Raw genomic sequence first — 23,244 nt, forward strand, 5'->3', positions numbered from 1 at the left:
TCCCGAACCGGACGTGCGGGTTTCCTCGCATCCGGCTCTCCATGCATGGGCGATTTCTCGTCCATGGGTGGGCCTCAGACGTGTCTGAGGCGGTCCAATGCATCCAGGAAGCCAAGCATGCTTTCGCGTTGCCTAAACTTCGTCTGGGCATTCCATCCGTTCGCTTTCTCTATACTCTGGTGTGGGTACCGCATGGTTCCTCCTTCATAGAGGAGCCGCAGGCGTTTCGATCCTTCGGTCCATTGTCGCGGTCGTCCCGGGGCGCTGTGGAAGTAGCGGTGTCGCAGCGCTGGCCACGACCCCTTTCGGTGCTTCTTCCTGATCCAGCGCCATACACGCTGCCATATCCAGTGGTCGAGGTGAGTGAAGTCCCGCTGCGCCCTTGTGGCGTAGCGATAGTAATTCCTCCACCCCAACAGGATAGGATTGAGCTTGTCGATCAGTTCGGCGAGCGGCCATCCCGTGGGGATGTCTTTCACCAAGACCTTGATCTTGTGGCGCAGATCGTTGAGCTTGCTCTTCGGTATGAAGAGGTTGCCAACCGGGCGTCCCGTGCGGAGCGCCTTGGTCTGCACCACTCGATAGCCAAGGAAGTCGAAGCCTTCCCTGACGTCGGTGATCCGGGTCTTCTCCATCGACAATTCCATGCGAAGCTCCGTTTTCAGGAACTCCGCCAGCGAGAGCTTTTCCGCTTCCGCTTGCTCCCTCATGCCGTCCACGAGAACGACAAAGTCGTCCGCGTATCGCACTATGTAGAACACCGATCTGCCTTTCTTGTGGTCCTTGACCCTTCGGGCGGCGGCGTTTCTGCTTGGTTCACGGGGGTGCATGGACCATCGCCCGTACCGTTCGTCGATGGCTGTCAGGTAGATATTCGACAGCATCGGCGAGATGATACCGCCTTGCGGCGAGCCGGTTACCGGGTGGCGAACGGTCCCCTCGATCATCACGCCGGCTTTCAGAAACGCGAGGATCAGCCCCAGCACCTTGCGGTCGCTGATGCGTCGTCGCACCCGTTCCATCATGACATGATGATCGATTGCGTCGAAGCAGCCCTTGATGTCGCCCTCTATGGCGTAGCGGTAGACCGAGGGTCCGCGCTTCGTCGGGTGAAGGAATCTCTGGATTCTCGCCAGAGCATCGTGGGTGCTTCGGCCTTTTCTGAACCCATAGGAGGTCGGGTAGAAATCCGCCTCGAAGATGGGCTCCAAGACCAGCTTCATAGCCATTTGCACCAGACGATCGATCAGCGTGGGAATGCCGAGTGGCCGGAATTTCCCCGGTTTGCCAGGCTTCGGGATGAGCCGTTGCCTGACGGGTTGAGGTTGATAAGTTCCGTTACGAAGCGCCTCGCGTATTTCATCAAGGAGCGTCGCTGCGCCACCGGGGCGCTGTTCGACCGTGCGCCGCGTCATCCCGTCCGTTCCAGGCGTTCGGCTGCCGCTGTTGCGGGCGAGCCTTTGCCAAGCCTCATTCAGGGTTCTGCGGTCGCATATGAGATTGAACAGATCAGCGAACACCTTGTCAGGGTTCTCGCTGCTCCACCGATACAGCTTGCGCTGCATGTCGAGGACGAACGAAGTATTCACCTCGCCGGACATACGTCCACCTCCTGCCTGCAAGCTATATCCACTGCCTCCCTTCGCCATGTGGACGGCTTTCCCGTCCTCGGACTACTACGAAGGCTCCGTCCCCCATCATCGCGATCGCTGGTCGCTTCAGCCATCCGGGGTCCGAAAATTCCGGAAGCGACGACAAGGTTCTTAGGTTCCGCAACTGATCTCTCGCCCGCTTTAGGCGCCGACTGTACCCCGTGTGGAATCTGGCCTCGATACCACGCAAACTCATATCGGGGCTGGCGCGCAGCATGCTGCGCGTCCCCAGTCCGTGTGTCCATAGCACGGACCAACGCTCCACCGTCCCGTGGTTCGCACCACGGCTCGACCCGCCTACTTCCGAGTTGGCGAGTTCCAGTGTCTGACGAGGCGTCCGCCATCGGTTCGGTTTCCCTCGCCATGGCAGGCTTGCTGGCCGGACCGCTCACGGGATCGGAAGTCCCCGCCCGTCCGGCTTTGATGGGTTCTGCTGATTTACGGCTCCCCGGAAGCACCCGGTTTGCCTCACCCATCTGCTTATCGCCGCATGTTGCGTCACACGGCGTGCAGGGTCTCTCACCCCACGAGATCAGAAACGACAATAAAATCAAAGCACTCCTTTCTTTGATAAGGACCTAACGCGCATGAACAATACCGGCATCATCGACCGTTTCCTCGAAACCTTCACCGCCTATATCGACAGCGGATTCGGCCTGCTCGGCGGAGAGGTTGCTTTCCTGACCTCAACCCTGATCGTCATCGATATCGTGCTGGCCGGTCTGTTCTGGGCATGGGGCGCGGATGAGGATGTGCTGCAGCGGCTGGTTAAGAAGACGCTCTATATCGGTTTTTTCGCCTTCATCATCGGCAACTTCAACAAGCTCGCGGCCATCGTCTTCGAAAGCTTTTCCGGGCTCGGTCTCAAGGCCGGCGGTTCCAGTCTGTCAGCCTCGGAACTGTTGCAGCCCGGTCGCGTCGCGCAGGTCGGCATCGATGCCGGCAATCCCATCCTTGAGGCCGCCGGCGATCTGATGGGCTACATCGCCTTCTTCGAGAATTTCGTGCAGATCTTCGTGCTGATGGTCGCCTGGATCATCGTTCTTGTCGCCTTCTTCATTCTCGCCATCCAAATTTTCGTCACGCTGATCGAATTCAAGCTGACGACGCTCGCCGGCTTCGTCCTGATCCCCTTCGCACTGTTCAACAAGACATCCTTCCTCGCCGAAAAGGTACTCGGAAACATCGTCGCCTCCGGCGTCAAAATATTGGTGCTGGCCGTCATCGTGGGCATCGGCTCCGGCCTGTTCGACGAGTTCACATCCGGCTTTTCCGAACAGCCGACCGTCACCGAAGCACTGTCGCTGGTGTTGGGCGCGCTTTCGCTGATGGGCCTGTCGATATTCGGTCCCGGCATCGCCAGTGGCCTGGTGTCCGGCGCTCCGCAACTTGGTGCGGGTGCTGCCGTCGGAACGAGCCTTGCCGCGGCCGGTCTGGGAGCCGCAGGCTACATGGGGGCCAAAGCTGGGCTGGGTGCTGCCGCAAGTGCTGCCGGCGGTGCGGCAAGGGGAGGGGCAACACTCGCTGGTGGCGCCAGGACCGCTTACGGGCTTAGTGAAGCATCTGTGGGATCGTCCGGGACCGGCGGTGGTGCTGCCGGTTTTGCCGGTGTCGCAAAAGCAGGCGCTGGTCTTGCGATGAACAAGGGCAGGGCCATGGCGTCCGGCGCATCACAATCCATGAGCGCCAGCTATAGGTCCGGGCAGGCAGGCGCGTGGAAGGCAACCGGCGGCAAGAACGACGTCGGTGCCGGTGTGGCCGAAGCCGCCAACGATCCATCGTTTGCCGGTTCGCAGTCCGCAAGCTCCGCCACCGTCTCCGGCTCTGACGTCTCTTCCTCGGCCCCGCCCGAATGGGCACAGCGCATGAAGCGGAGCAGCACCGTCAGTCACGGTGTCAGCACAGCCGCCCATACGGTCCGCTCCGCGGATCACGGCGGCGGATCCATGTCCGTTTCTCTCAATCAGGATGACCGTTGATGAACATTTTTAGGCGACCTTCCGTGCGCTACGCACGGACCCCGGAACCTGAAACGCCCTACCAGAAGGCCGCGCAGGTCTGGGACGAGCGCATAGGGTCCGCCCGTGTGCAGGCGAAAAACTGGCGGCTGATGGCCTTCGGCTCTCTATTTCTGGCTGGCGGTTTTGCATCGGCGCTGGTCTGGCAATCGACGCGTGGGACTGTGGTGCCATGGGTGGTGCAGATCGACAAGTTCGGGGAGGCGCAGGCCGTTGCCTCTGCTGTGACCGACTATCGGCCGACCGATCCACAGATCGCCTGGCACCTGGCCCGCTTCATCGAACAGGTTCGCAGTATCCCGGCCGATCCCGTCATTGTGCGGCAGAACTGGCTTCGCGCTTACGAATATACCACCGATCGCGGGGCGATCGCGTTGAACGACTACGCGCGTGCAAACGACCCCTTCACGAAGGTCGGCAAGAGCCAGATCGCCGTCGAGATCTCCAGCGTCATCCGCGCTTCGCCCGACAGTTTCCGCATCGCCTGGACCGAGCGGCAGTTTGAGAACGGCCAGCTTTCCACCACCGAACGCTGGACCGCAATTCTGACCGTCGGGGTCCAGCCACCGCGCACCGCTGAAAAGCTGCGCGCCAACCCACTCGGTGTCTACGTCAACGCAATCAACTGGTCGAAGGAGCTTTCGCAATGAAGGGGGCATACAGGGAAAGTGCATCACTGCTGCTGGCAACGCTATTATCCGCATCGGCGCTTGCGGGCTGCGCGAAAAAGTACATTCCGCCGGAGATCGACTACGACGATGCGGCACCGGCCGTGCTGAATGCCGATCCGGTAGGCCGGGTGAAGGTGGTCGAGCTGCCGAAGCCCCTGCCGCTGCCCGGCCAGTTGAAGCCAATCAACGGGGAGAAGGCGAAGGCAGAATCCGTCGATCCGAAGGCCCGGATCAGCGCTGCCAACGAAGCTGCCCGCATCCAGCCGGTCCGCGACGGCTTCATCAACGCCGTGCAGGTCTATCCCTTCTCGGGCGGCGCGCTCTATCAGGTCTATGCAGCACCGGGACAGGTGACGGACATTGCCCTCCAGGCCGGCGAACAGTTGGTCGGCTCCGGCCCTGTTGCGGCAGGCGACACCGTGCGTTGGATCATCGGCGATACCGAAAGCGGCACGGCAGCTTCAAAGCAGGTGCATATCCTGGTAAAGCCGACGCGGGCCGATCTCCAGACCAATCTGGTCATCAACACCGATCGACGCACCTATCATCTGGAACTGCGCTCCACACCTTCGACCTACATGGCATCGGTCTCATGGCAATATCCGCAGGACCAGTTGATCGCGCTGCGACGGCAGAATGCGAGAGCGGCAGAGACGCAATCCGTCGCCACCGGCATCGACATCTCGAAGCTAAACTTCCGTTACCGCATCGAAGGCGACACAGCACCTTGGCGGCCGATGCGCGCCTTCGACGATGGCGCAAAAGTCTACATCGAGTTCCCCTCCGGCATCGGACAGGGCGAAATGCCGCCGCTGTTCGTGATCGGACCGTCCGGCAATTCCGAACTGGTCAACTACCGCGCCCGTCAGAACTATTATGTCGTCGATCGGCTGTTCGCTGCTGCCGAACTCCGGCTTGGCGACAAGGACAGCCAGAAGCGTGTTCGCATCGTCCGTACCGATGGTCGATCAGTAGTGAAGCGGACCACGCTGTTCTCCTCGGAGCGCAGCCGATGACAGGGTCTGCAAAATCACCTGACGCGAGCCTTCAGGCCGAACTGCGCCTGCGGCCCGAGCCGCGACGCGTCACGCGGCTGTCGCGCAAGGTGCTGATCGGTCTTGGCGGCGTGGCCAGTATCGCCATTGCGGCGGCGCTATTCTGGGCGCTCGATACGAACCGGCGCGGCAACCAGTCTGCGACGGAACTCTATAACACCGACAACGCGACGCCGGCCGATGGCCTGGCCGGTCTGCCGAGAGATTATACCAGCATTCCGAAGCTTGGTCCGGCCCTTCCGGGAGATCTCGGTCGGCCGATTTTGCGTGCGCAGGAGGAAGGGAGGCCAGTCGCAACACCCGGCATTCAGACGCCGCGCGTCGATCCCGAGGAGCAGCGCCGCCTTGCCGAGATCGAAGCTGCCCGCCTGGCAAAGCTGTTCACCGATAGTCGTGGCGAGAGGACGACGGGAAGCCAGGTGATCGGATCCCCCACAGCACCTGCCTCCGGTGTCGATTCCGCCACCGGTCTGCCGATTCCGTCCGAGACGCCGCCGCTTGACGGCGGTTCCGCGCAGAACATGCAGGATCGCAAGCTCACCTTCCTCAACGGCGAGACTGACCGGCGCACGGTGAGCGCCGATAGGGTACAAGAGAAGGCATCTCCCTATGTCGTGCAGGCTGGCACCGTCATTCCCGCGGCCCTGATCACTGGAATCAAGTCTGATCTGCCCGGCCAGATCACCGCGCAGGTGACGGAACACGTCTATGACAGCCCCACCGGCTCGTATCTCCTCATTCCGCAAGGCGCACGCCTGATCGGTCAATACGACAGTCAGGTTGCCTTCGGGCAGAGCCGTGTGCTGCTGGTCTGGAACCGCCTCATCATGCCGGACGGTTCTTCCATTGTGCTGGAGCGGCTGCAGGGCGCCGACACTCAAGGGTTCTCCGGGCTCGAGGACGAAGTCGATTATCACTGGGGGCAGTTGTTCAAGGCCGCCGCGCTCTCGACGCTGCTCGGTATAGGTACGGAACTCTCGTCAGATGACGAAAGCGACATCGCTCGCGCCATCCGCGAGAGTGCCCAGGACAGCGTGTCCGACGTCGGCCAGCAGATCGTTGGTCGCCAGCTCAACATTCAGCCGACGCTGACGATCCGGCCGGGCTTCCCGGTGCGTGTGATCGTCAACCGCGATCTGGTGATGAAACCCTATGGAACGACGAGGGAACCGACATGACCAAATTGAAGCTGTCTGCTATTCCAGACGACAAGCCCATCAAGATTACCATCGAATTGCCAGCGCCGGTGTTCCGGGATTTGCAGGCGTATGCTGCTATTCTCGGGCGCGCCGTCGGCGAAGACGCTCCACCCGATCCAGGCAAACTCGTTGCTCCGATGCTCCAGAGATTCATGGCTACGGACAAGGGGTTCGCAAAGGCGAAGCGTGACGGCCTGTATAAGAGTATTGTAGCGAAGTGATTGGTTGGAGCGAACATCTGGTGACTTCAAATCATAGGAGGCATATGATCACGTCAAGGAGTTAATGGTCTGATAAGGCAAGATTATCGGACATAATTCTATCACGACAGGGCGTGCGGTTCAGTGTGATCTTGATGGTACAAAGCGCGCGCATGAACTATGCTCTGCGCCATGGATTCGCGCGCACCTTTCGTCGCAACGGCAGCTAACTGGTCACCCCGCCTGCCGAGCTGGGCGCTGGTGCGCGGCCGTGACATCAGCGAATCCGACGCCGCCTTCGCCGCTGGTATCGGCTTGAAATCACCTGATGATCTGACTCGCCCTGGCTCGGCTGCTGGTGCGATCGTCTCGCACTCAAATCGGTCGCCGTCGCCGCTCGGATGCTCGGACGGAACGAGGGAGACGCCGCCATCCGGGATGCGGTTCTGCTAACAGCCGCCGGCGACGATCCCGGCCCGGGCGGCAACCTGCTTTTTGGCAACACGATTGGTGGCGCGTCGATCTGGGACAATCACCACACCCTTCGTTAAGGAGCTTGCCGGGCTTTTGGGGATCGCTTGGCACGACAGCCTTGCCTCGATTCCCGCAATCGTCGATTCTGCAAATCAGTCCGGGCAAGCAGCGCCTTTCGTCGCGGCGGACCTTATAGCGGCGATTTGCGTTGCCTGCCCGGATGCCGAAGCGCTGGCACTGGGGCTCGCCGATCTCATCTTGGCGCAAAAGCTCAACTGCCGAAACCCGTGCCGCTGCTGCTCCCCGAACGGTTTGGCCCGGCCTTCCGCACGATCGGCGGCGGTCGAGGCCGCGTTCGACCCGGGGAGCCGGCGTATCCCAAAGCGATCTGCCCGGCGCTGGCCGATGGCGTCGACGCCGCCCTTCGCTCCGCTGTTGAGTTTCAACAGGCTTTGCCCCGTTTTTTCATTTCGCATTAGCCCACCAGATCCGGTGTAGTGAATTGTCCGCAAACAACTTTACTCGGCCTGAGTGGATCACGGCGAAATGAAAAAATGGATCAAATTCACACGAAAAATTAACAAGCTCGACTTTTGCAGCTACAAATTTAGGATTTCCGCGACAAAGGGAAGCTTCGATCCTCTAATTTAGAGAGGCATGCCGCGCTCCACTATTCCTCTGAAATACTGGATGCCGAACGGGATGGCTTCATCATTAAAGTCGAACCGTGCGTCATGAACGGATGCGCCATCCCCATTTCCAATGAGCATGATGTTGCCGGGACGGGCTTCGAGCATAAACGCAAAATCTTCTGATCCCATCAGCGGCTCCATACTGGCGTTGACATTCCGGTCACCGACCAATGATCTTGCCACGCTCACCGCGAAGGCAGTTTCACTTGAATGGTTCACGACTGGCGGAAACATCCGCTTGTAAGTGACCGTTGCCTTCGCCCCATAGGCTTCGGCAACCTTTTTCGCGATTTCGGTCAGGCGCGTCTCGATCATATCTCTGGTGGCAGGGTCAAACGTTCTGGTCGTCCCACCCATCTCGGCCGACTGAGGAATGACATTCCCAGCCTTGCCGCCCGCCATCCAGCCGACAGTGACGACGGCACACTGGCGAGGATGGACGTTGCGGGAAACAATTGTCTGGAGTGCTAAAAGGATATTTGCGCCGACCACCAGAGGATCGACGCTCACATGGGGGGATGCCCCATGTGCGCCCTTGCCGTCAATCTTGATCCTGAAGCCGTCAGCAGATGCTGCCAGTGGCCCACTTGCGGTGGTGAACTGTCCGATCGGCAAGCCCGGTTCTGTGTGCATGGCATAGATTTCGGCAATCCCAAACCGATCCATGAGGCCATCGTCGACCATAGCTTTTCCTCCGCCACCTCCTTCCTCGGCCGGCTGGAAAACGACAACCGCAGTCCCATCGAAAGTGCGGGTCCGTGCCAAGTCCCGTGCAGCACCAAGCAACATCGCTGTGTGGCCGTCATGTCCGCAGGCATGCATCACACCCTTAATCTTTGAGGCCCAAGGTGTGCCGGTTTCCTCCTCGATCGGCAGCGCATCCATATCTGCCCGTAAGCCAATAACCTTGCCACTGGTCCGCTTCTGGCCGAGAATAACGCCGACGACGCCTGTTTGTCCGATGCCCATTACCACTTCATCGCACCCGAACTCGGTAAGCTTAGAAGCGACTAGCGACGCCGTTCTGTGGACTTCATATTGAAGCTCGGGATGCGCGTGAAGATCTCGCCGCCATTCGACTACATCTGCGTATTCGGAATCCGTGCTGTCCATAAGAGCCCTCTATTGCCTTGTCGCCTAATCCCGAGTTTTGCGCGAACGTCGCACAATCACGCTTTTCGCGACTGTAATCCTAACTCGTCACGCGGTGCATACGAGAGTAGGGACCATTCGCAGCTATCAGTTCCCCGTGCCGCCCGTGTTCAACAATCCGACCTTTGTCTAGCATCACGATCCGGTCTGCTCGCTCGATAGCAGACAATCGGTGCGCGACGACAAGGACGGCCTTGTTCTTGGCAACAGTTTCGATCGCATCGAGAATGCCTTCCTCGCGCTGTGTGTCGAGGTGTGATGTTGCCTCGTCGAGGATTAGCAGCGGACGGTCTCGCAAAACAGCCCGCGCGATCGCAACGCGCTGGCGCTCGCCCCCTGAAAAACGTTTTCCGCGCTGGCCGACATTCGTATCGAGCCCTTCCGAGAGCCGCTTATACAAGTCCCCGAGCCCTGCCACATCCAGAGCGCCGATCAATTCCTCGTCGGTTGCATCCTCGCGGCCGTAGTTCAGGTTTTCCCGCAGCGTCGCATCTCGGAGATATATGTCCTGGCTTACCAGCGACACGGACTTCCAGACGTCTTCTTCTGTCATGTCGAGGGTATCGACACCGCCTACGTGAACACGCCCTCGCCCCGGCCGGGCGATGCCGCATGCCAGCGTGATGATCGTGGATTTGCCAGACCCGGATTCTCCGACAACGGCCACCGTCTCGCCGCAGGAAACCGAGAAGGAAACGTCGTCAAGCACCCATGACGCATCCCCCGCCTCTTCGACGGGCGTCGCTTCCACCAACTTTGTCAGCGATACCCCGGCGAGGAATCCACTCATAGCTGAATTGGCGGCAGCCACCTCGGAGAGGCTTTTTACGGCCACGTCACCGCGAGTGGGATAAGCGTACCCCACGTTCTCGAAGATCAACTGCGGCTTGGTTACGTCTACCGGGTGACGGCACGCGGTAGCGGCAATGTTTGTGAGACCGGTGTTGGATGATGCCAGAACTTCCTCCACCCTGCCGAGACCCATGCCGGCTCGGATTAACGGATAACGTTGCCCAACCACCTCTCCCAGAGGCTGACGCACCAGGCCGACAAAGAACAAGGCAGATACGACGCTGCCGATCGACGCACGCCCGGTTGATGCGAGAAAGACGCCAATTGCTAGGAACAGCACGGTGATCAGATCGAAGCAAAGCCGGTATGCCACGACGATCATGGCACGCCAGACATCCATGTGGGATGCGATCTCGACCGACCTCTCCGCTAGATCGGCAAAGCGCCTCTCTTCGGCCTCAGTAGCCTGTGCCTGGCGGACCAGGCTGACAGCATCGCCGCTGGTTGTGCTTTCGATCTGGAGGGCGACCCGCGCATTGACCTCGTAAGATTCGCGGATCGTTGCATTAATCCTCCCCTCAGCGAAACGCACTGCCAGAAGTGCGATCGGAACAAGGATGAAGGCAGCAAGGAACCATACATTAATGAACGCCAGTCCGATGGCGACAGCCAGGAGACCGGCCCACCCGTGAATGAACGCAATAGGGATCGAGACGAACAGTGGATCGACCATCCGCATGTCATTAGTCAGCCGGCTGTTGAGGACGCCAGGATTGATCGTGAAATAGCTGAGGAGCGGCATCCGAAGCAGGCTGGCATAAAGCTTACGCGCAAGTTCCCACGAAATTCCGTATCCGACCCTGGCGCCAAGTGCATTGGTCAACAGTTCCGCAGTAGCGCCGGCAATGGCGAGAACCAGTATCAATCCGAGCGTCGGCAAGAGTTCGAGCACGCCTTTGCCTTGCAGTGCGGCGTCGATGGCATGGCCGAGCAGAAGCGGCACAGCAACGGGCAGGACAGCTGCGACGGCCGAAAGAACGATCACCGGTGCGACCCGGCCCCAATTTATCGCAAGATCCAGTTTTAAAATCCGGCCAAACATTTTTAAATCTCTTCCGCCCCAGTTGCATGGCTAGTGTATCCTCTAAGTTGACGGAATCTAGCGCGATGGTCAGAAGGGCCCGATTTTGCAGGCCCTTCTGCAGATGGAGACTGTTGCTGGACTGGCGCGTGAAAGCGAAGAAATCTTTAGGCGACAGCTTTGGGGTGGCCAGCGTTCATCAACTCGATGATTCTTTCGAGGCGAACCACCACGTCATTTGCTTCCAAGAGTTGCTGCTTCTGTTCGATACTGATCGACAGCAATGGAGCGACTGTGTCAGCCAATAGGCTCGGATCGCCGATCGAAGGTAGGCCGAAACGGGCTTTGGACCCTGGCGGAAGCGCCGAAAAATCGACATCGGCGTAAGTCTGGTACGCATCGAGAACCGCACTCGAAAGAGTGGCGGCTTTCGCCGACTGGCTGCCCTGCTCTTCAATCGGCGCAGCCTTCGCTGCCAGGAATTCGCCATCGGTAACGCGGACAATGCCTGTTCTCTGAAGCCCGCAGACTGTGACCTTAAGCGTCCCGTCTACCTGTGTCTGGCGATCGACCACGTTTGCTATAACGCCCACCGGATAAAGGGCATCAAGGGTGTTGGGCCGATCGTCGATACCGCGCTTCTGAGTGACTACGACAATGCGCCGATCGCCGACAAGGGCGTGTTCCACGGCCTGCCGGGTTTTGTCGCGCGCCACGAAAATCCGCGAGATCATGTGCGGAAACAGGACCATGTCCCGCATAGGAACGATGGGAATATCCAACCCGGCTGGAAAAGGCGTGTTAGCCTGCACCGAGGTCGCAGACGACTGGGTCGCTTGGATCCTTGCGGCCAATACGTTCCAGTCTCGATAGCCAAGAATTCGAGCAACGAGCTCCTGGCTCTCACTGTTGGTGAAGGTGATGGATTTGGCGTGAAGCGCTTCGCGTAGCGTTTTCGCCATAGCTTTGGCATCACGGAAATCGCGCATGAGATGATCCTTTGCGTAAACGAACAGAGAGCGTCAGGGGCTTGCGTTGCTGACCCGTTCGTTCGGGCAAAGGGAGCCATAAGTGGCTCGATACATTCACCGTACCCCGACGGGGCGCAAGCAGCAGGCTGTATCTACCGGGCTTCGATTGTGCGCAGAAGGTTTGTTGCTTGTCAATTTTAGGCTGGGCGAGAGGCTGTCTTGGGTCGGACGCAGCCGCTCCCGTCGCAAAAATCCCACAGACCGTGTCAAAAGTAGCTTGATTATTTTGGAAAGCGGCTGAGGTGCTCGTGGACGATCTTCCACTGCGTGTCCTCTTTTTTCAATATAGTAGTGCCGCGACCGTCGCCTTCGTAGGTTTTCCCATCAATGTCGGCCTTCCATCGGAAGCGGTATGTGCAGCTTGCGACGGTAGGGCTCACCGCAATCCAGTCGACATCCTCCAGCCAATACACCTCGTTATGAAGCTTGCGCCACGTCTCTTCAAACGCAGCCTTGATTGCGTCGATCCCGCGATAGGTGCCGTCGGTAAACCAGAAGACCGCCTCAGCTGATATAAGCGGGGCAACCTCATCGAAGCGCCGCAGATTAACTCTGGCTTCGTAAAGTTTCATGTGGTCCTGGGGATGCATACCGCTCTCCTTTCATGCTGACTGGGGATTCCGATGTTTGTGACTGCATGGTATATTTTGCCATGGCACATTTATCAGGAACAGACCGCTCGCAAATGCTGCTTCTTCCTGAAGTGGTGGACGATTACGTCGGCCCGGACAACCCGGTCCGGTTCATCGAAGCCTTCATCGACGGGCTGGATTTGCAGACGTCTGGTTTCATGCGTGTCGAGCCCAAGGTGACGGGTCGGCCCGGTTATGACCCGGCCGATCTGCTGAAGCTCTACCTGTATGGATATTTGAACCGGGTTAGGTCGAGCCGTCGACTTGAAGCCGAGACGCATCGCAACATCGAAGCGATCTGGCTGCTGCGCCACCTGAAGCCTGATCACAAGACCATTGCCAACTTTCGCCGGGTAAATCATGCCGCCTTTCGGCAGGTGTTCCGGGAGTTCATCATCCTGTGCCGCCAGCTCGATCTGTTCGGCCGGGAATTGCTGGCAGTGGATGGCACACGCATCAAGGCAGTCAATAACAAGGACCGCAACTTCACGCGGGCGGCGCTGACAAAGTTCATCCGCGAGGCAGACGAACGACTGACCGAGTACATGAAGCGGCTCGACGACGGCGATGCACAGGAAGAGAATACCGGAAGCGGCGGACCCCGAGCAAAAAACCTCACTGAGAAGATCGCTGCGATCAAAGGAAAGCGTGACCGCCACAAGGCTCTGCTCGATGAACTGGATCGCACCGGCGAAGACCAGATATCGCTCACCGATCCAGATAGCCGCGCCATGGCGCGCATGACCAAGGTGGGCGTCGGTTACAACATACAGCTTGCCGTCGATGTGAAGCACAAGCTGATCGCCGAACAGGAGGTTAGCAGTCAGGTCGTCGACATGGGACTGCTGACGCAGACGACGCAGGCGGCGATGGACAATCTCGGCGTTGAGCAGATCGAGGTGGTTGCCGATCGCGGCTACTTCAAAGTCGAGGATATCGAGGCATGCGAGAAAGCGGGCATCACCGCCTATGTCCCCAAGCCATTGCGAGGAGCCGCCGTCCGCGAGGGGTTCTTTTCCAAGGACGAGTTCCGCTACGATGCCGAGAAGGATGTCTACGTCTGCCCGGCTGGACAGCACCTCTCACCGCGATATGAGAAGAAAACCCGCGACCTGAAGCTTGTCGAATACTGCAACCGGGAGGCCTGTCGATCCTGCGATCTGAAGGCGTATTGCACCCATGGATATCGACGAGTCGGCCGTGTCGAGAACGAGGCCGTTCTGGATCGGATGGCAGCGCGCCTTGCAGCCAGGCCCGAAGTGCTCGACCAGCGACGCGAAACCGTTGAGCATCCGTTCGGCACGATCAAACAGTGGATGTACCAGGGCGCTTTCCTAATGCGGAGGCTGCACAACGTCCGAGGTGAATTCAGTTTGACGGCGCTCGCCTATAACATTCGAAGAGCCATCACCCTCGTCGGCGTTCCGGGCCTGATCGCCGCTGTCAGGGCCTGAGAGATGCCAATATCCTGCAAAAATAGTACATTCCCGCCAAAAAGCGGCCAGAACGACCAAAGAAAGCTCATAGCGCCAATCAGCACCAGCAGCGCCGAAAATCCCCAAGGCCACCTTATGACAACTGCTATTCAGCTATCAGCGACTTTTGACACGGTCTGCTTGAATTTCGAACGCTGCAAAAGTCAGCTATAAAAATCGAAAAAATGTCGGGAATTTCGCGACATAAGAGAGAGACCATTCTCTCGGAATCGTTGCGCTACAGAACGTTCTTTAAATTTCTGCTTGAGCCGTACCCAACGTCATACCTTAGATGAGGTTCGTGACTTTGGAGGCTTCATGCGGAATGACATCAAGGAAGAGACGTGGTTGACCGCTGCGCAATGCGCCAAACGCATTGGCCTCACTGTCCGTGCACTCCGGCTATATGAGCAAACCGGCCTCATCCGCCCTCGCAGGACGGGAAAGAACTGGCGGCTCTATGGAGCCAACGAAATCGCACGGCTGAACGAGATTCTGACGTTGAAGCGCCTGGGCCTGAGCCTGCAACACATCGCCCGACTGTTGGCCGGGCAAGCGGCCGATCTTGACCGCATGCTCTCCATGCAGAACCTCGCCTTACAGGAACAGCTCGGACGCACCCAGCACAGTCTAGCCATCGTTGACACTCTGAGGACGAAGATTGCCGCAGGAGCCCCCCTTTCGATCGAGGAACTCCTTAAACTCGCAAAGGACACGAACATGACCGATATCTCCTCCGATACCATCGCGTGGCGCCGCTACGAACAGGCAAGGCCTCGGACAGAGCAGAAGATCGACCTTACTCTCTATGCCGAGTATGAGGGTTACTACCTCCTTGATCGACTCGCCTATGTCATCACAGTGAGAGATGGCTGCCTCTTCTCGCGCCTGACAGGCCAAGCGGAGCTGGAAATCTTTCCCGAGGACATCGACCGCTTTTTCTACAAGGCGGTCCAGGCGCAACTCGCCTTTACTCGCGATGAGAACGGTTCCGTATCCGGCCTCGTGCTCCACCAGAATGGTTATGAACAGGCAGCGCCCCGTGTCGAGGAGAGCGTCGTAGCCGCGCTGGAAGACAAACTTGCGGAACGGATCAGGGACAAGCGGCCGGTGGAAAACAGCAGAGCTCTTTTGAAGGAGATTATCGACCAACATCAGCGCGGCGAACCCGATTATGAGCGGATGTCCCTTCCACTGGTGGACGCGTTCTTTACCTGGATCGCGGCCCAGGCTTCGCGTGTCTCACGCAAGTCCGACCTCGGAAAAGCCCTCACCTATATGCTGACGCGGCAGGAGGGCTTCCGGCTGTTCCTGGACGATGGCCATGTCGATATCGACTCCAACCTGGTGGAAAACGCGATCCGTCGACCGGCCATGAACCGCCGCAACGCGCTCTTTGCCGGGCACGACGAAGGGGGCCGTAATTGGGCCCGGTTTGCCAGCCTGATCGGCACGTGCAAAATGAACGGCGTCGAGCCCTATGCCTACCTGTGCGACCTCTTCACCCGTCTCGCAAACGGCCACCTCGCCAAGGACATCGATGCCCTGATGCCCTGGGCCTACGCCGCCCGCATCAAGGCCCCACAATGAGCTCGTCAGATACTATCCGGTGAGCTCATATCCGGCCCTCAGGCTGCCTTACCCGGTAGCCGAAATTGTAAAATCGATGGGGCGTGGACGGCGCATACGATGCGACCGAAGACGAGATCGCTTCAGAAGCGGCGGCTGCCAAAACCCAAGTCGTGCGTGCCTTCACCCGCAAGCGGCCAGTGCGTAAACCCTGGCCAGAGAATATCGAGCGCGAGCGCGTCGTCATCGACGCGCCAGTTGCCTGCAATCACTGCGGCAGCGAACGGCTGTCGAAGCTCGGCGAGGATATCACTGAGACGCTGGAGGAGATCCCTCGCCGCTTCAAGGTGGTCGAGACCGTGCGGGAAAAGTTTACCTGCCGGGACTGCGGCTGCATCAGTCAAGCGCCGGCACCCTTCCATGCCACACCGCGTGGCTTCCTTGGTCCCAACCTGCTCGCCACCATCGTCGTCGACAAGTTCTCCGAGCATCAGCCGCTTAACCGCCAAAGCCGCCGCTTCCGCAGCGAGGGGATTGATCTGTCCACCCAGACGCTTGCCGACCAGGTTGGCTATGTCAGCGCCGCCGTTAAGCCGCTCTTCGATCTCATCGAGACCCATGTATTTGCCGCTGAGCGATTGCACGGCGACGACACGACCATCCCGATTTTCGCCAAGGGCCAGTGTACCACCGGCCGAATATGGACCTACGTTTGCGACGACAGGCCATTTGGCGGGTCGTCGCCGCCGGCGGCCGTCTTCTACGCCTCCAGCGACCGGCGGGGTGAACATCCGCAACGGCACTTGGCCGAGTTCAGCGGTATCCTGCAAGCCGATTGCTATAACGGCTTCAATCTCTCAGCCGGCAGGCGCATGCTTGCATGCGCCGAGAGGCCGCTCTTCGACCGGACCAAGAAACAAATCCCGGTGACGCCGGCCTTCTGCTTTGCCCATGCGCGGCGAAAGTTCTTCGAGCTGGCGGATGTCTCGCGCAGTGCCCGGCGGGGCAAAGGGGCAAGGTCTGTCTCGGCGACGGCGCTGGAAGCGGTCAAGCGCATCAATGCGCTGTTCGCCATTGAGCGCGAGATCAACGGCCGGAATGCCGAAGATCGCCTTGCAGTACGTCAGGAAAAGAGCAAGCCGCTGCTCAACGAGCTGGAGGCTTGGTTCAGGCTGGAACTCGAAGGCCTGTCGCGATCCTCGCCAGTGCTCGAACCCATCAACTACATGCTGTCGCGCTGGGACGATTTTGCCCGGTATGCCGATGACGGCAGGATTTGTATGACGAACAACGCGGCGGAAAGAGCCCTGCGCGGCGTGGCCTGCGGAAGAAAAAACTGGAACTTCGCTGGTTCCGATCGTGGCGCCGACAGGGCTGCCATCATGCTCACGCTCATCACCACGGCCCGTCTCAACGACATCGATCCAAAAGCATGGCTGTCCGATGTGCTGGCCCGCATCGCCGATCTGCCCGTCTCCCACCTGCAGGAGCTCTTGCCTTGGAACTGGAAGGCCTTGCGTGGCGCGGCTATTGCGGCTGCCGCGTAAACAGCTTCCGAAATGGCTCCTCCGACCGCCGCAGCCCCTCGTCCGTCAGCACCAGCGACTTCGACTTGTTCACCGGGTCGCTAATCAGGCCCTTCTGATGCAAGCGGTCCGTCGTCGCCCAGTCAAACCCCTTCCAGGCCCAACGCTCGTCGTGAAGCGTCAGCCACAGCAGTGCCAGAACCGCATCGTCGATTTTGTCCTCGTCGATCTCCATGAACCCGACGTTACCACGCGAGCTCCATTAAGTCCTGCGGCCCACCTCGGATGGATACAATCCGCCAGACTGGCCGACAGATCGTCCAGCGCCAGCTCAACATCGTCCCGACGCTGACCATCTGGCCGGGGTTTCGTCCGTGTCATCGTCACCCGCGATCTCGTGCTCGAACCCTATGGAGCGACGCCATGACCAAGCTCAAGCTCGGCCCGATCGCCGACGACAAACCGGTGAAGGTGACGGTGGAACTGCCCTCCGTCCTGCACCGCGATCTCGCCGCCTATGCCGACGTGCTCGGCCGCGAAAACGGCCACCCGCCGACCGATCCCGTCCGCCTGATCGTGCTGATGCTGGGGCGGTTCATCGCCTCCGATGGGGCTTTTGCGAAGGCGACGCGTAACGCTGAAAGCGCCTGATCGCGTGCGGCCCAGGCAGGCGTGACCTTACATTGAGCATTGCTATGGTGACCATAAAGGTCTGCCGATGGCATTGCGTAAACCATCCGTTTCCTACGCCAACACCGCCGTTTCTACGCTGGCATTCGGCCCGGTATTCCCAACCCTAACATCTATCGGCTTCTATCATCCTCAGATTTTAGAACTGAGGAGTCACCATGAGTCATCCGCAATCAGCCTTGAGCAAACGAACTATTCGTCGGAGCCAACTCCGCGAGATTGTGCCACTTGCCGACACCACAATCTACGACATGGAACAGCGGGGAGAATTTCCGCAGAGGTTCTATCTGACCTCCCGCTGCGTCGTATGGGATCTGGCGGAAGTCGAAGCCTGGCTAGCGATGCGTCGTCGCGCTTCAAATGCAAAGGCAGTCAAACGCGCACCGTCTCCCGACGTATATCTGAGAAAGACGAGGTCGGTCACACGGTAGGTGCCGGCACAAGCAGATCCATTGATGGCGGATATAGTGTCGGGGTGTATTTCTGTCCGACGACCCAGGCGTCCACAAGGTTCGCCCATTCCTGCATCATGTGACGCCGCTGATGCTCATACTCGGCTTTGTTATAGATACCACGCGACGAACGACCGTCCTCATGGGCGAGGCATTTTTCGATCCAGTCACTGTTGAAACCCAACTCATTGAGAAGCGTCGAGCCGGTTCGCCGAAGATCGTGGACCGTAAAGGGCTCCAGAGGCAATCCCTCCTTCTTCGCACGCACCACCACCGCAGTCGTGATTCGATTGAACGTGGCGCGCGACATCGGAGCATCGGCGTCATACCGCGAGGGAAGCAGATATTTCGAGTTACCCGCGCACGTCTTCAGTGCGATGAGCATGTCGATCGCTTGCTGGGCAAGATAGACGTTATGTGCCTTCGAGCGCTTCATCCGCTCCTTGGGGATCGACCAGACGGCGTTCTCGAAATCCACCTCGTCCCACGTCGCATCCTGGAGTTCGCTCTTGCGGACCATCGTAAGCAGGATGAGGCGCAGACCGAGCCGAATCGTCGGCAGCGTCGGCACATGCTCAAGTTGCCCGAGCATGACCCGGATCTCCGAGGGCGAGAGCGAGCGATCCTTCGGCACGAAGGTTGCGATCGAGGACGGTCCAACCTCGTCAGCCGGATTGGCTACCTTCTCGCCGTGCAGGATCGCGAAGGAATAGATTAGCTTCACGATGTCACGGACATGAACCGCCGTGGCCGGCGCGCCGCGCTCTTTGACCTTCGCGCACATCGCCCGCAGATCGTTCGGCGCGATCTCCGTCAGCAGTCGATTTCGAAATGTCGGTAGGATGTCGCGCTCGAAGATTGCGCGCCGCATGGCTCTGGTGCTGTCGGCCATCTTCGCCTCTTGCACCCAACGCTCGCCAAACTCGCCGAAGCTCTTGGCTTCCTTGAGGCGACGCTTCTCGCGCTGCTTCTCATGGGCCGGCGAACGGCCCTCGCCGATCGCTCGCTTGGCATCGATCAGCTTCTCGCGCGCCCGTGCCAGAGAAAGGTCGGTTGGGGCATAGCGTCCGAGCGTGACGGTCTCACGCCGACCGTTCAAGCGATAGTCGTAGCGGAACACGATTTTGCCTGATGGCTGCACGAGCGCGTACATACCGTCACGGTCGGCAACTTTGTACAATTTATCTTTTGGTTTCAGGCTTTTAAGAGCGGCATCCGTCAGCATAACTCCCTCCAAAAATGGACGACTTCCAAGGGAGAGTCTCGAATTATACCGTCAGGCCAAAATCACCCTCTCTGAAGATGAACTATCGCTTTAATTTCAACGCGGTATGGCCAAAAAATATACCGTCAAGGCTCTCTTGAGCCTGACGGTATAATGATTTTGGTAGTCGATCAAGATTCGGCCATACCGTCATCCGTACCGTCATTCCATTCGCATGCCCTGCGATAGATGCCGATAGACGATGAGATATAACTTTTTATTTCAATGACTTAGATCGTACCATAGCGTAGTTTCGGCGGCGTTCGGATGGGCCTGAATCATTCCCACTCAATCGTGCCGGGCGGCTTGGAGGTCACGTCATAGACGACGCGGTTGATGCCGCGGACTTCGTTGATGATGCGGGTGGCGGCGCGGCCGAGGAATTCCATGTCATAGTGGTAGAAGTCGGCGGTCATGCCGTCGACGGAGGTGACGGCGCGCAGTGCGCAGACGAATTCATAGGTACGGCCATCGCCCATCACGCCGACGGTCTGGACCGGCAGCAACACGGCGAAGGCCTGCCAGATCGCATCGTAAAGGCCGGCCTTGCGGATTTCGTCCAGATAGATGGCGTCGGCTTCGCGCAGGATGTCGAGCTTTTCGCGGGTCACGCCGCCGGGGCAGCGAATGGCAAGGCCGGGGCCGGGGAAGGGGTGACGGCCAATGAATGAGTCTGGCAGGCCAAGCTCCTTGCCGAGTACCCGCACTTCGTCCTTGAACAATTCGCGCAGCGGCTCCACGAGCTTCATGTTCATCCGGTCTGGAAGGCCGCCGACATTGTGGTGGCTCTTGATGGTGACAGAAGGGCCGCCGGAGAAAGAGACACTCTCGATAACGTCTGGATAGAGCGTGCCCTGGCCGAGGAAGTCTGCGCCGCCAAGCTTCTTGGCTTCCTCCTCGAAGGTCTCGATGAACAGGCGGCCAATGATCTTGCGCTTGGTTTCCGGGTCGGACACGCCTTCGAGCTCGCCAACGAAGCGGTCGATGGCATCGACATGGATCAGGTGGAGATTGTAATGTTCTTTGAACATGGCGACGACATCCGCCGCCTCGTTCTTGCGCATCAACCCATGGTCAACCAGGATGCAGGTCAGCTGGTCGCCGACCGCCTCATGGATCAGCAGGGCTGCGACCGAACTGTCGACGCCGCCGGACAAGGCGCAGATCACCCGCTTGTCGCCGACCTGGGCGCGAATTTGCTCGACGGCCTTGGCGCGGTAGGCCGACATGCTCCAGTCGCCGGTAATGCCAGCGATATTATGGACGAAATTCTGGATCAGCTTGGCGCCGTCAGGCGTATGCACCACTTCCGGGTGGAACTGCACGGCGTAATATTTGCGGGCCTCATCGGCAATGAACGCGAAGGGCGCATTGGACGAGGTGGCCAGAACCCGAAAGCCCGGCGGGATCGCGGTAACGCGGTCGCCATGCGACATCCAGACCTGATGACGTGAGCCAACCGACCAGAGACCTTCGAACAACTTGCAATCCTGCTCGATTTCGAGGAAGGCGCGACCGAATTCGCGGTGATGACCGGCTTCCACCTTGCCGCCCAGCTGGGCGCAGATGGTTTGCTGACCATAGCAGATACCGAAGATCGGCAGGCCGCTGTCGAAAATCACCTGGGGAACGCGGGGACTGCCTTCATCCAGTGCCGAGGCGGGGCTTCCAGACAGGATAACCGCTTTCGGCTTCAACCGCGCGAAGCCCTCTTCGGATGACTGGAAAGGGACGATTTCGCAATACACGCCGGTTTCACGAACGCGCCGCGCAATCAGCTGCGTTACCTGGCTGCCGAAATCGATGATGAGAACGCTGTCGGGATGTGCTGTCTGGGTCATGTCGAGCCTTTAATGAAAAGCAGTGTCCGTGGCAATCCGGGAAATGCCGGCATGGCAAAAAATCTCGTGTTCGGCTGGGCCGGATCAGAACCAGAAGGTGCCGTCTTCCACCGCCTTGACCAAAGCGTCCACCGCCTGGGCCAGGTTGCGGTCAACGACATGCAGATACTCCGTCCAGTCGCCGACATGTTTCAGCTCCGCCTTGCCATCGGAAATGCCGCGAAGGCCGATCAGCGGCAGGTTGAAGGCCTGACAGGCGCGCAGCACCGCATAGGTTTCCATATCGACCATGTCAGCGGCGATGCTATCATACACCGGGCCTGAGACGATATTGCCGCCGGTCGACAGGCTGGCCACGGCAACGCCGGGAATGCGCAGCGGCAGGTCCACCGTAGCAGGCAGATCGAGGAACGGCGTACAGCCTTTCTCGAAGCCAAGCGGCGAGGCGTCCATATCCCGGTAGGCGACCGAGGAGACCTGGTAGACCGCAGTCTGTTCCAGCCGTGCCGAGCCTGCCGAACCCAGCGAGACGACGAGATCGGGCAGCGTTCCTGCCGCCTGGAGGTCTCTTAGGGCATTGGTGGTGGCGATGGCGCTTTCCACCGGACCTACCCCGGTCATCAGCGGTTGGATGCGCAGGCGCAGGAGCGGTCCATATTCGGCATCGACTGCCATGATGAACAGAATAGACTTGCTGCAAACCGATTTCAGTTCAAATGTCATTCCCTGATATCCTCACGGCCTCGCATCACCATCAGTGTGCTGGTCATCGAGGCAATTAATTTGGCTGGGCCGTCGGAGATGGCATAGCCACGGCCATCGGCGACGATAATGGTGGAGCCGGGCTTGGTGATCTCGCCCCGGAATAGAAAACGGTCGCCGCGCCCCGGCGACATCATGTTGACCTTGAATTCAATGGTCAGCAGCGAAGTCTCCGGCGCGATCACCGTATAGGCGGCGTAGCTGCAAGCTGCGTCGAGGGCGGCAGAAATCACGCCTGCATGCAGGAAACCATGCTGCTGGGTGAGCTTGTCGTGAAACGCCAGTTCGATTTCCACCATTTTATGGCTGATGCGGGTCAGTTCCGCGCCGATGGTCTGCATGGCACCCTGCCGCGCAAAGCTTGCCGTGATCCGCTGCTGGATATCCGCGTCCATGTGGCTGCCGCCTCTTTCCCTCTCGTCTGCCTGCCATTTGGCATGACAGAACCGGTTCGGCAAGCCTGTTGATGGGGTTTGGCCTGTTGATGGGCTTTGGGCGCGGCGGTTTTGCAGGGGTGGTTAATTCAGCAGGAAAAGCGCTGCGTTCAGCACGGTGGCGAAAGCAACCCAGGCGGCATAGGGGATGAAGCATAGCATAGCCACCCGATCCAGGCGGCGGACCTGCCAGACAAAGGCAAAGATCAGCGCCAGCATTGGCAGAATGACGATCAGGGCGAGACCGGTGCTCTGTGCACCGAAGAACGCCGGAGACCAGAGGAAATTCAGCAGCATCTGGCCAAACCACAGCGCCATGGCGCGCGATGCGCCCCGCGATTGCCGCGTCCGCTGCCAGATCCGAGCGCCCGCAAGGCCAATCAGCACGTAAAGCACGGTCCAGACCGGTCCGAAAATCCAGCCCGGCGGATTGAAGAATGGCTTTTCCAGCCCGTCATACCAGTCGCCCGGTAGATTGGTCAGGCCGATCATTGTGCCGATACCGGTGACGGCGGCCATGAAGATGAGATTGGTGAGAGCGTTACGCATGAACTAATTATCTATAGCATCAAGCCCTGGATG

At 59.3% G+C, this 23,244-nt stretch carries 19 protein-coding genes and 5 pseudogenes; 13 read left to right on the forward strand and 11 right to left on the reverse strand.

All coding sequences use genetic code 11. The features are described 5' to 3' along the window. Positions 1-74: 74 nt before the first annotated feature. Positions 75-1,601: a group II intron reverse transcriptase/maturase gene (gene ltrA / locus FS819_RS17700; protein WP_156629749.1), complete on the reverse strand. Its 1,527-nt coding sequence runs from the start codon at positions 1,599-1,601 to the stop codon at positions 75-77. A 638-nt stretch (positions 1,602-2,239) separates the two neighbouring features. Here ltrA and trbL point away from each other — a divergent pair. The 7 genes and pseudogenes from trbL (at position 2,240) to FS819_RS17735 (ending at position 7,748) form a co-directional block, all read left to right on the forward strand. Then, the gene (trbL, locus tag FS819_RS17705) at positions 2,240-3,631 is read left to right on the forward strand and encodes a P-type conjugative transfer protein TrbL (protein WP_156629748.1); all 1,392 of its coding nucleotides are present in this window, start codon (positions 2,240-2,242) and stop codon (positions 3,629-3,631) included. Next, positions 3,631-4,320, forward strand: a complete 690-nt coding sequence (trbF, locus tag FS819_RS17710; protein WP_156629747.1) for a conjugal transfer protein TrbF — start codon at positions 3,631-3,633, stop codon at positions 4,318-4,320. Before trbL ends, trbF begins: the two co-directional genes overlap by 1 nt. Beyond that, a complete protein-coding gene (trbG, locus tag FS819_RS17715) occupies positions 4,317-5,357 on the forward strand; it encodes a P-type conjugative transfer protein TrbG (RefSeq protein WP_156629746.1) in 1,041 nt (346 codons plus the stop codon). The genes trbF and trbG overlap by 4 nt, the downstream gene beginning before the upstream one ends. Further along, positions 5,354-6,574 (forward strand): TraB/TrbI/VirB10 family type IV secretion system protein, encoded by a 1,221-nt coding sequence (locus tag FS819_RS17720; protein ID WP_156629745.1) that lies wholly within the window; start codon positions 5,354-5,356, stop codon positions 6,572-6,574. Before trbG ends, FS819_RS17720 begins: the two co-directional genes overlap by 4 nt. Beyond that, positions 6,571-6,816: a DUF2274 domain-containing protein gene (locus FS819_RS17725; protein ID WP_156629744.1), complete on the forward strand. Its 246-nt coding sequence runs from the start codon at positions 6,571-6,573 to the stop codon at positions 6,814-6,816. The genes FS819_RS17720 and FS819_RS17725 overlap by 4 nt, the downstream gene beginning before the upstream one ends. 171 nt (positions 6,817-6,987) lie before the next feature. Then, positions 6,988-7,346 (forward strand): annotated as a pseudogene (locus tag FS819_RS17730) (DUF1403 family protein). Next, positions 7,306-7,748 (forward strand): annotated as a pseudogene (locus tag FS819_RS17735) (DUF1403 family protein). The pseudogenes FS819_RS17730 and FS819_RS17735 overlap by 41 nt, the downstream one beginning before the upstream one ends. Positions 7,749-7,916: 168 nt before the next feature. Here the strand turns inward: FS819_RS17735 and FS819_RS17740 are convergent. The 4 genes from FS819_RS17740 to FS819_RS17755 all read right to left on the reverse strand — a co-directional run bounded on the left by FS819_RS17740 (position 7,917) and on the right by FS819_RS17755 (position 12,607). Continuing rightward, the gene (locus FS819_RS17740) at positions 7,917-9,074 is read right to left on the reverse strand and encodes a M20 aminoacylase family protein (protein ID WP_156629743.1); all 1,158 of its coding nucleotides are present in this window, start codon (positions 9,072-9,074) and stop codon (positions 7,917-7,919) included. A gap of 79 nt (positions 9,075-9,153) precedes the next feature. Next, positions 9,154-11,007, reverse strand: coding sequence for an ABC transporter ATP-binding protein (locus FS819_RS17745; RefSeq protein ID WP_156629742.1), 1,854 nt, complete (start codon positions 11,005-11,007; stop codon positions 9,154-9,156). A 146-nt stretch (positions 11,008-11,153) separates the two neighbouring features. Beyond that, positions 11,154-11,975: an LON peptidase substrate-binding domain-containing protein gene (locus FS819_RS17750; protein WP_156629741.1), complete on the reverse strand. Its 822-nt coding sequence runs from the start codon at positions 11,973-11,975 to the stop codon at positions 11,154-11,156. Between the two features lie 263 nt (positions 11,976-12,238). After that, the gene (locus FS819_RS17755) at positions 12,239-12,607 is read right to left on the reverse strand and encodes a YybH family protein (RefSeq protein ID WP_156629740.1); all 369 of its coding nucleotides are present in this window, start codon (positions 12,605-12,607) and stop codon (positions 12,239-12,241) included. 95 nt (positions 12,608-12,702) lie between these two features. Here FS819_RS17755 and FS819_RS17760 point away from each other — a divergent pair, with 95 nt between their 5' ends. From FS819_RS17760 to tnpC, 4 genes and pseudogenes are all read left to right on the forward strand, one after another. Continuing rightward, positions 12,703-14,103, forward strand: coding sequence for an IS1182 family transposase (locus FS819_RS17760; RefSeq protein WP_234624717.1), 1,401 nt, complete (start codon positions 12,703-12,705; stop codon positions 14,101-14,103). Positions 14,104-14,442: 339 nt separating this feature from the next. Further along, positions 14,443-14,616, forward strand: a pseudogene (locus FS819_RS17765) (MerR family transcriptional regulator); the annotation flags it as partial. A gap of 633 nt (positions 14,617-15,249) precedes the next feature. Further along, positions 15,250-15,714 (forward strand): annotated as a pseudogene (locus FS819_RS17770) (IS66 family transposase); the annotation flags it as partial. A gap of 101 nt (positions 15,715-15,815) precedes the next feature. Next, a pseudogene (gene tnpC, locus FS819_RS17775) lies at positions 15,816-17,240 on the forward strand (IS66 family transposase); the annotation flags it as partial. Here the strand turns inward: tnpC and FS819_RS17780 are convergent. Next, a complete protein-coding gene (locus tag FS819_RS17780; RefSeq protein WP_156629737.1) occupies positions 17,221-17,454 on the reverse strand; it encodes a DUF6429 family protein in 234 nt (77 codons plus the stop codon). The pseudogene tnpC and the gene FS819_RS17780 sit on opposite strands and share 20 nt — an antisense overlap. Before the next feature lie 188 nt (positions 17,455-17,642). Here FS819_RS17780 and FS819_RS17785 point away from each other — a divergent pair, with 188 nt between their 5' ends. Beyond that, on the forward strand, positions 17,643-17,870 hold the full coding sequence (locus tag FS819_RS17785; RefSeq protein WP_156629736.1) for a DUF2274 domain-containing protein: 228 nt from the start codon (positions 17,643-17,645) through the stop codon (positions 17,868-17,870). A gap of 197 nt (positions 17,871-18,067) precedes the next feature. Then, positions 18,068-18,340: a helix-turn-helix transcriptional regulator gene (locus FS819_RS17790; RefSeq protein ID WP_156629735.1), complete on the forward strand. Its 273-nt coding sequence runs from the start codon at positions 18,068-18,070 to the stop codon at positions 18,338-18,340. Here FS819_RS17790 and FS819_RS17795 read toward each other — a convergent pair. The 5 genes from FS819_RS17795 to FS819_RS17815 all read right to left on the reverse strand — a co-directional run bounded on the left by FS819_RS17795 (position 18,330) and on the right by FS819_RS17815 (position 23,211). Continuing rightward, a complete protein-coding gene (locus tag FS819_RS17795) occupies positions 18,330-19,586 on the reverse strand; it encodes a tyrosine-type recombinase/integrase (RefSeq protein ID WP_156629734.1) in 1,257 nt (418 codons plus the stop codon). The genes FS819_RS17790 and FS819_RS17795 overlap by 11 nt on opposite strands. A gap of 317 nt (positions 19,587-19,903) precedes the next feature. Beyond that, positions 19,904-21,466 carry a glutamine-hydrolyzing GMP synthase gene (gene guaA, locus FS819_RS17800; protein WP_012654745.1) on the reverse strand — a complete coding sequence of 521 codons (1,563 nt, stop codon included), beginning with the start codon at positions 21,464-21,466 and terminating at the stop codon, positions 19,904-19,906. Positions 21,467-21,550: 84 nt separating this feature from the next. After that, positions 21,551-22,189 carry a 5'-methylthioadenosine/S-adenosylhomocysteine nucleosidase gene (locus FS819_RS17805; protein ID WP_156549135.1) on the reverse strand — a complete coding sequence of 213 codons (639 nt, stop codon included), beginning with the start codon at positions 22,187-22,189 and terminating at the stop codon, positions 21,551-21,553. Then, entirely contained in the window at positions 22,186-22,623 is a 438-nt protein-coding gene (locus FS819_RS17810) for a PaaI family thioesterase (RefSeq protein WP_060719693.1), read from the reverse strand. Before FS819_RS17810 ends, FS819_RS17805 begins: the two co-directional genes overlap by 4 nt. 123 nt (positions 22,624-22,746) lie before the next feature. Then, a complete protein-coding gene (locus tag FS819_RS17815) occupies positions 22,747-23,211 on the reverse strand; it encodes a TspO/MBR family protein (protein WP_156549137.1) in 465 nt (154 codons plus the stop codon). Positions 23,212-23,244: the final 33 nt, after the last annotated feature.

Source organism: Allorhizobium sp. Av2 (assembly GCF_021462805.2).
GTDB classification, from domain to species: Bacteria; Pseudomonadota; Alphaproteobacteria; order Rhizobiales; family Rhizobiaceae; genus Allorhizobium; species Allorhizobium vitis_G.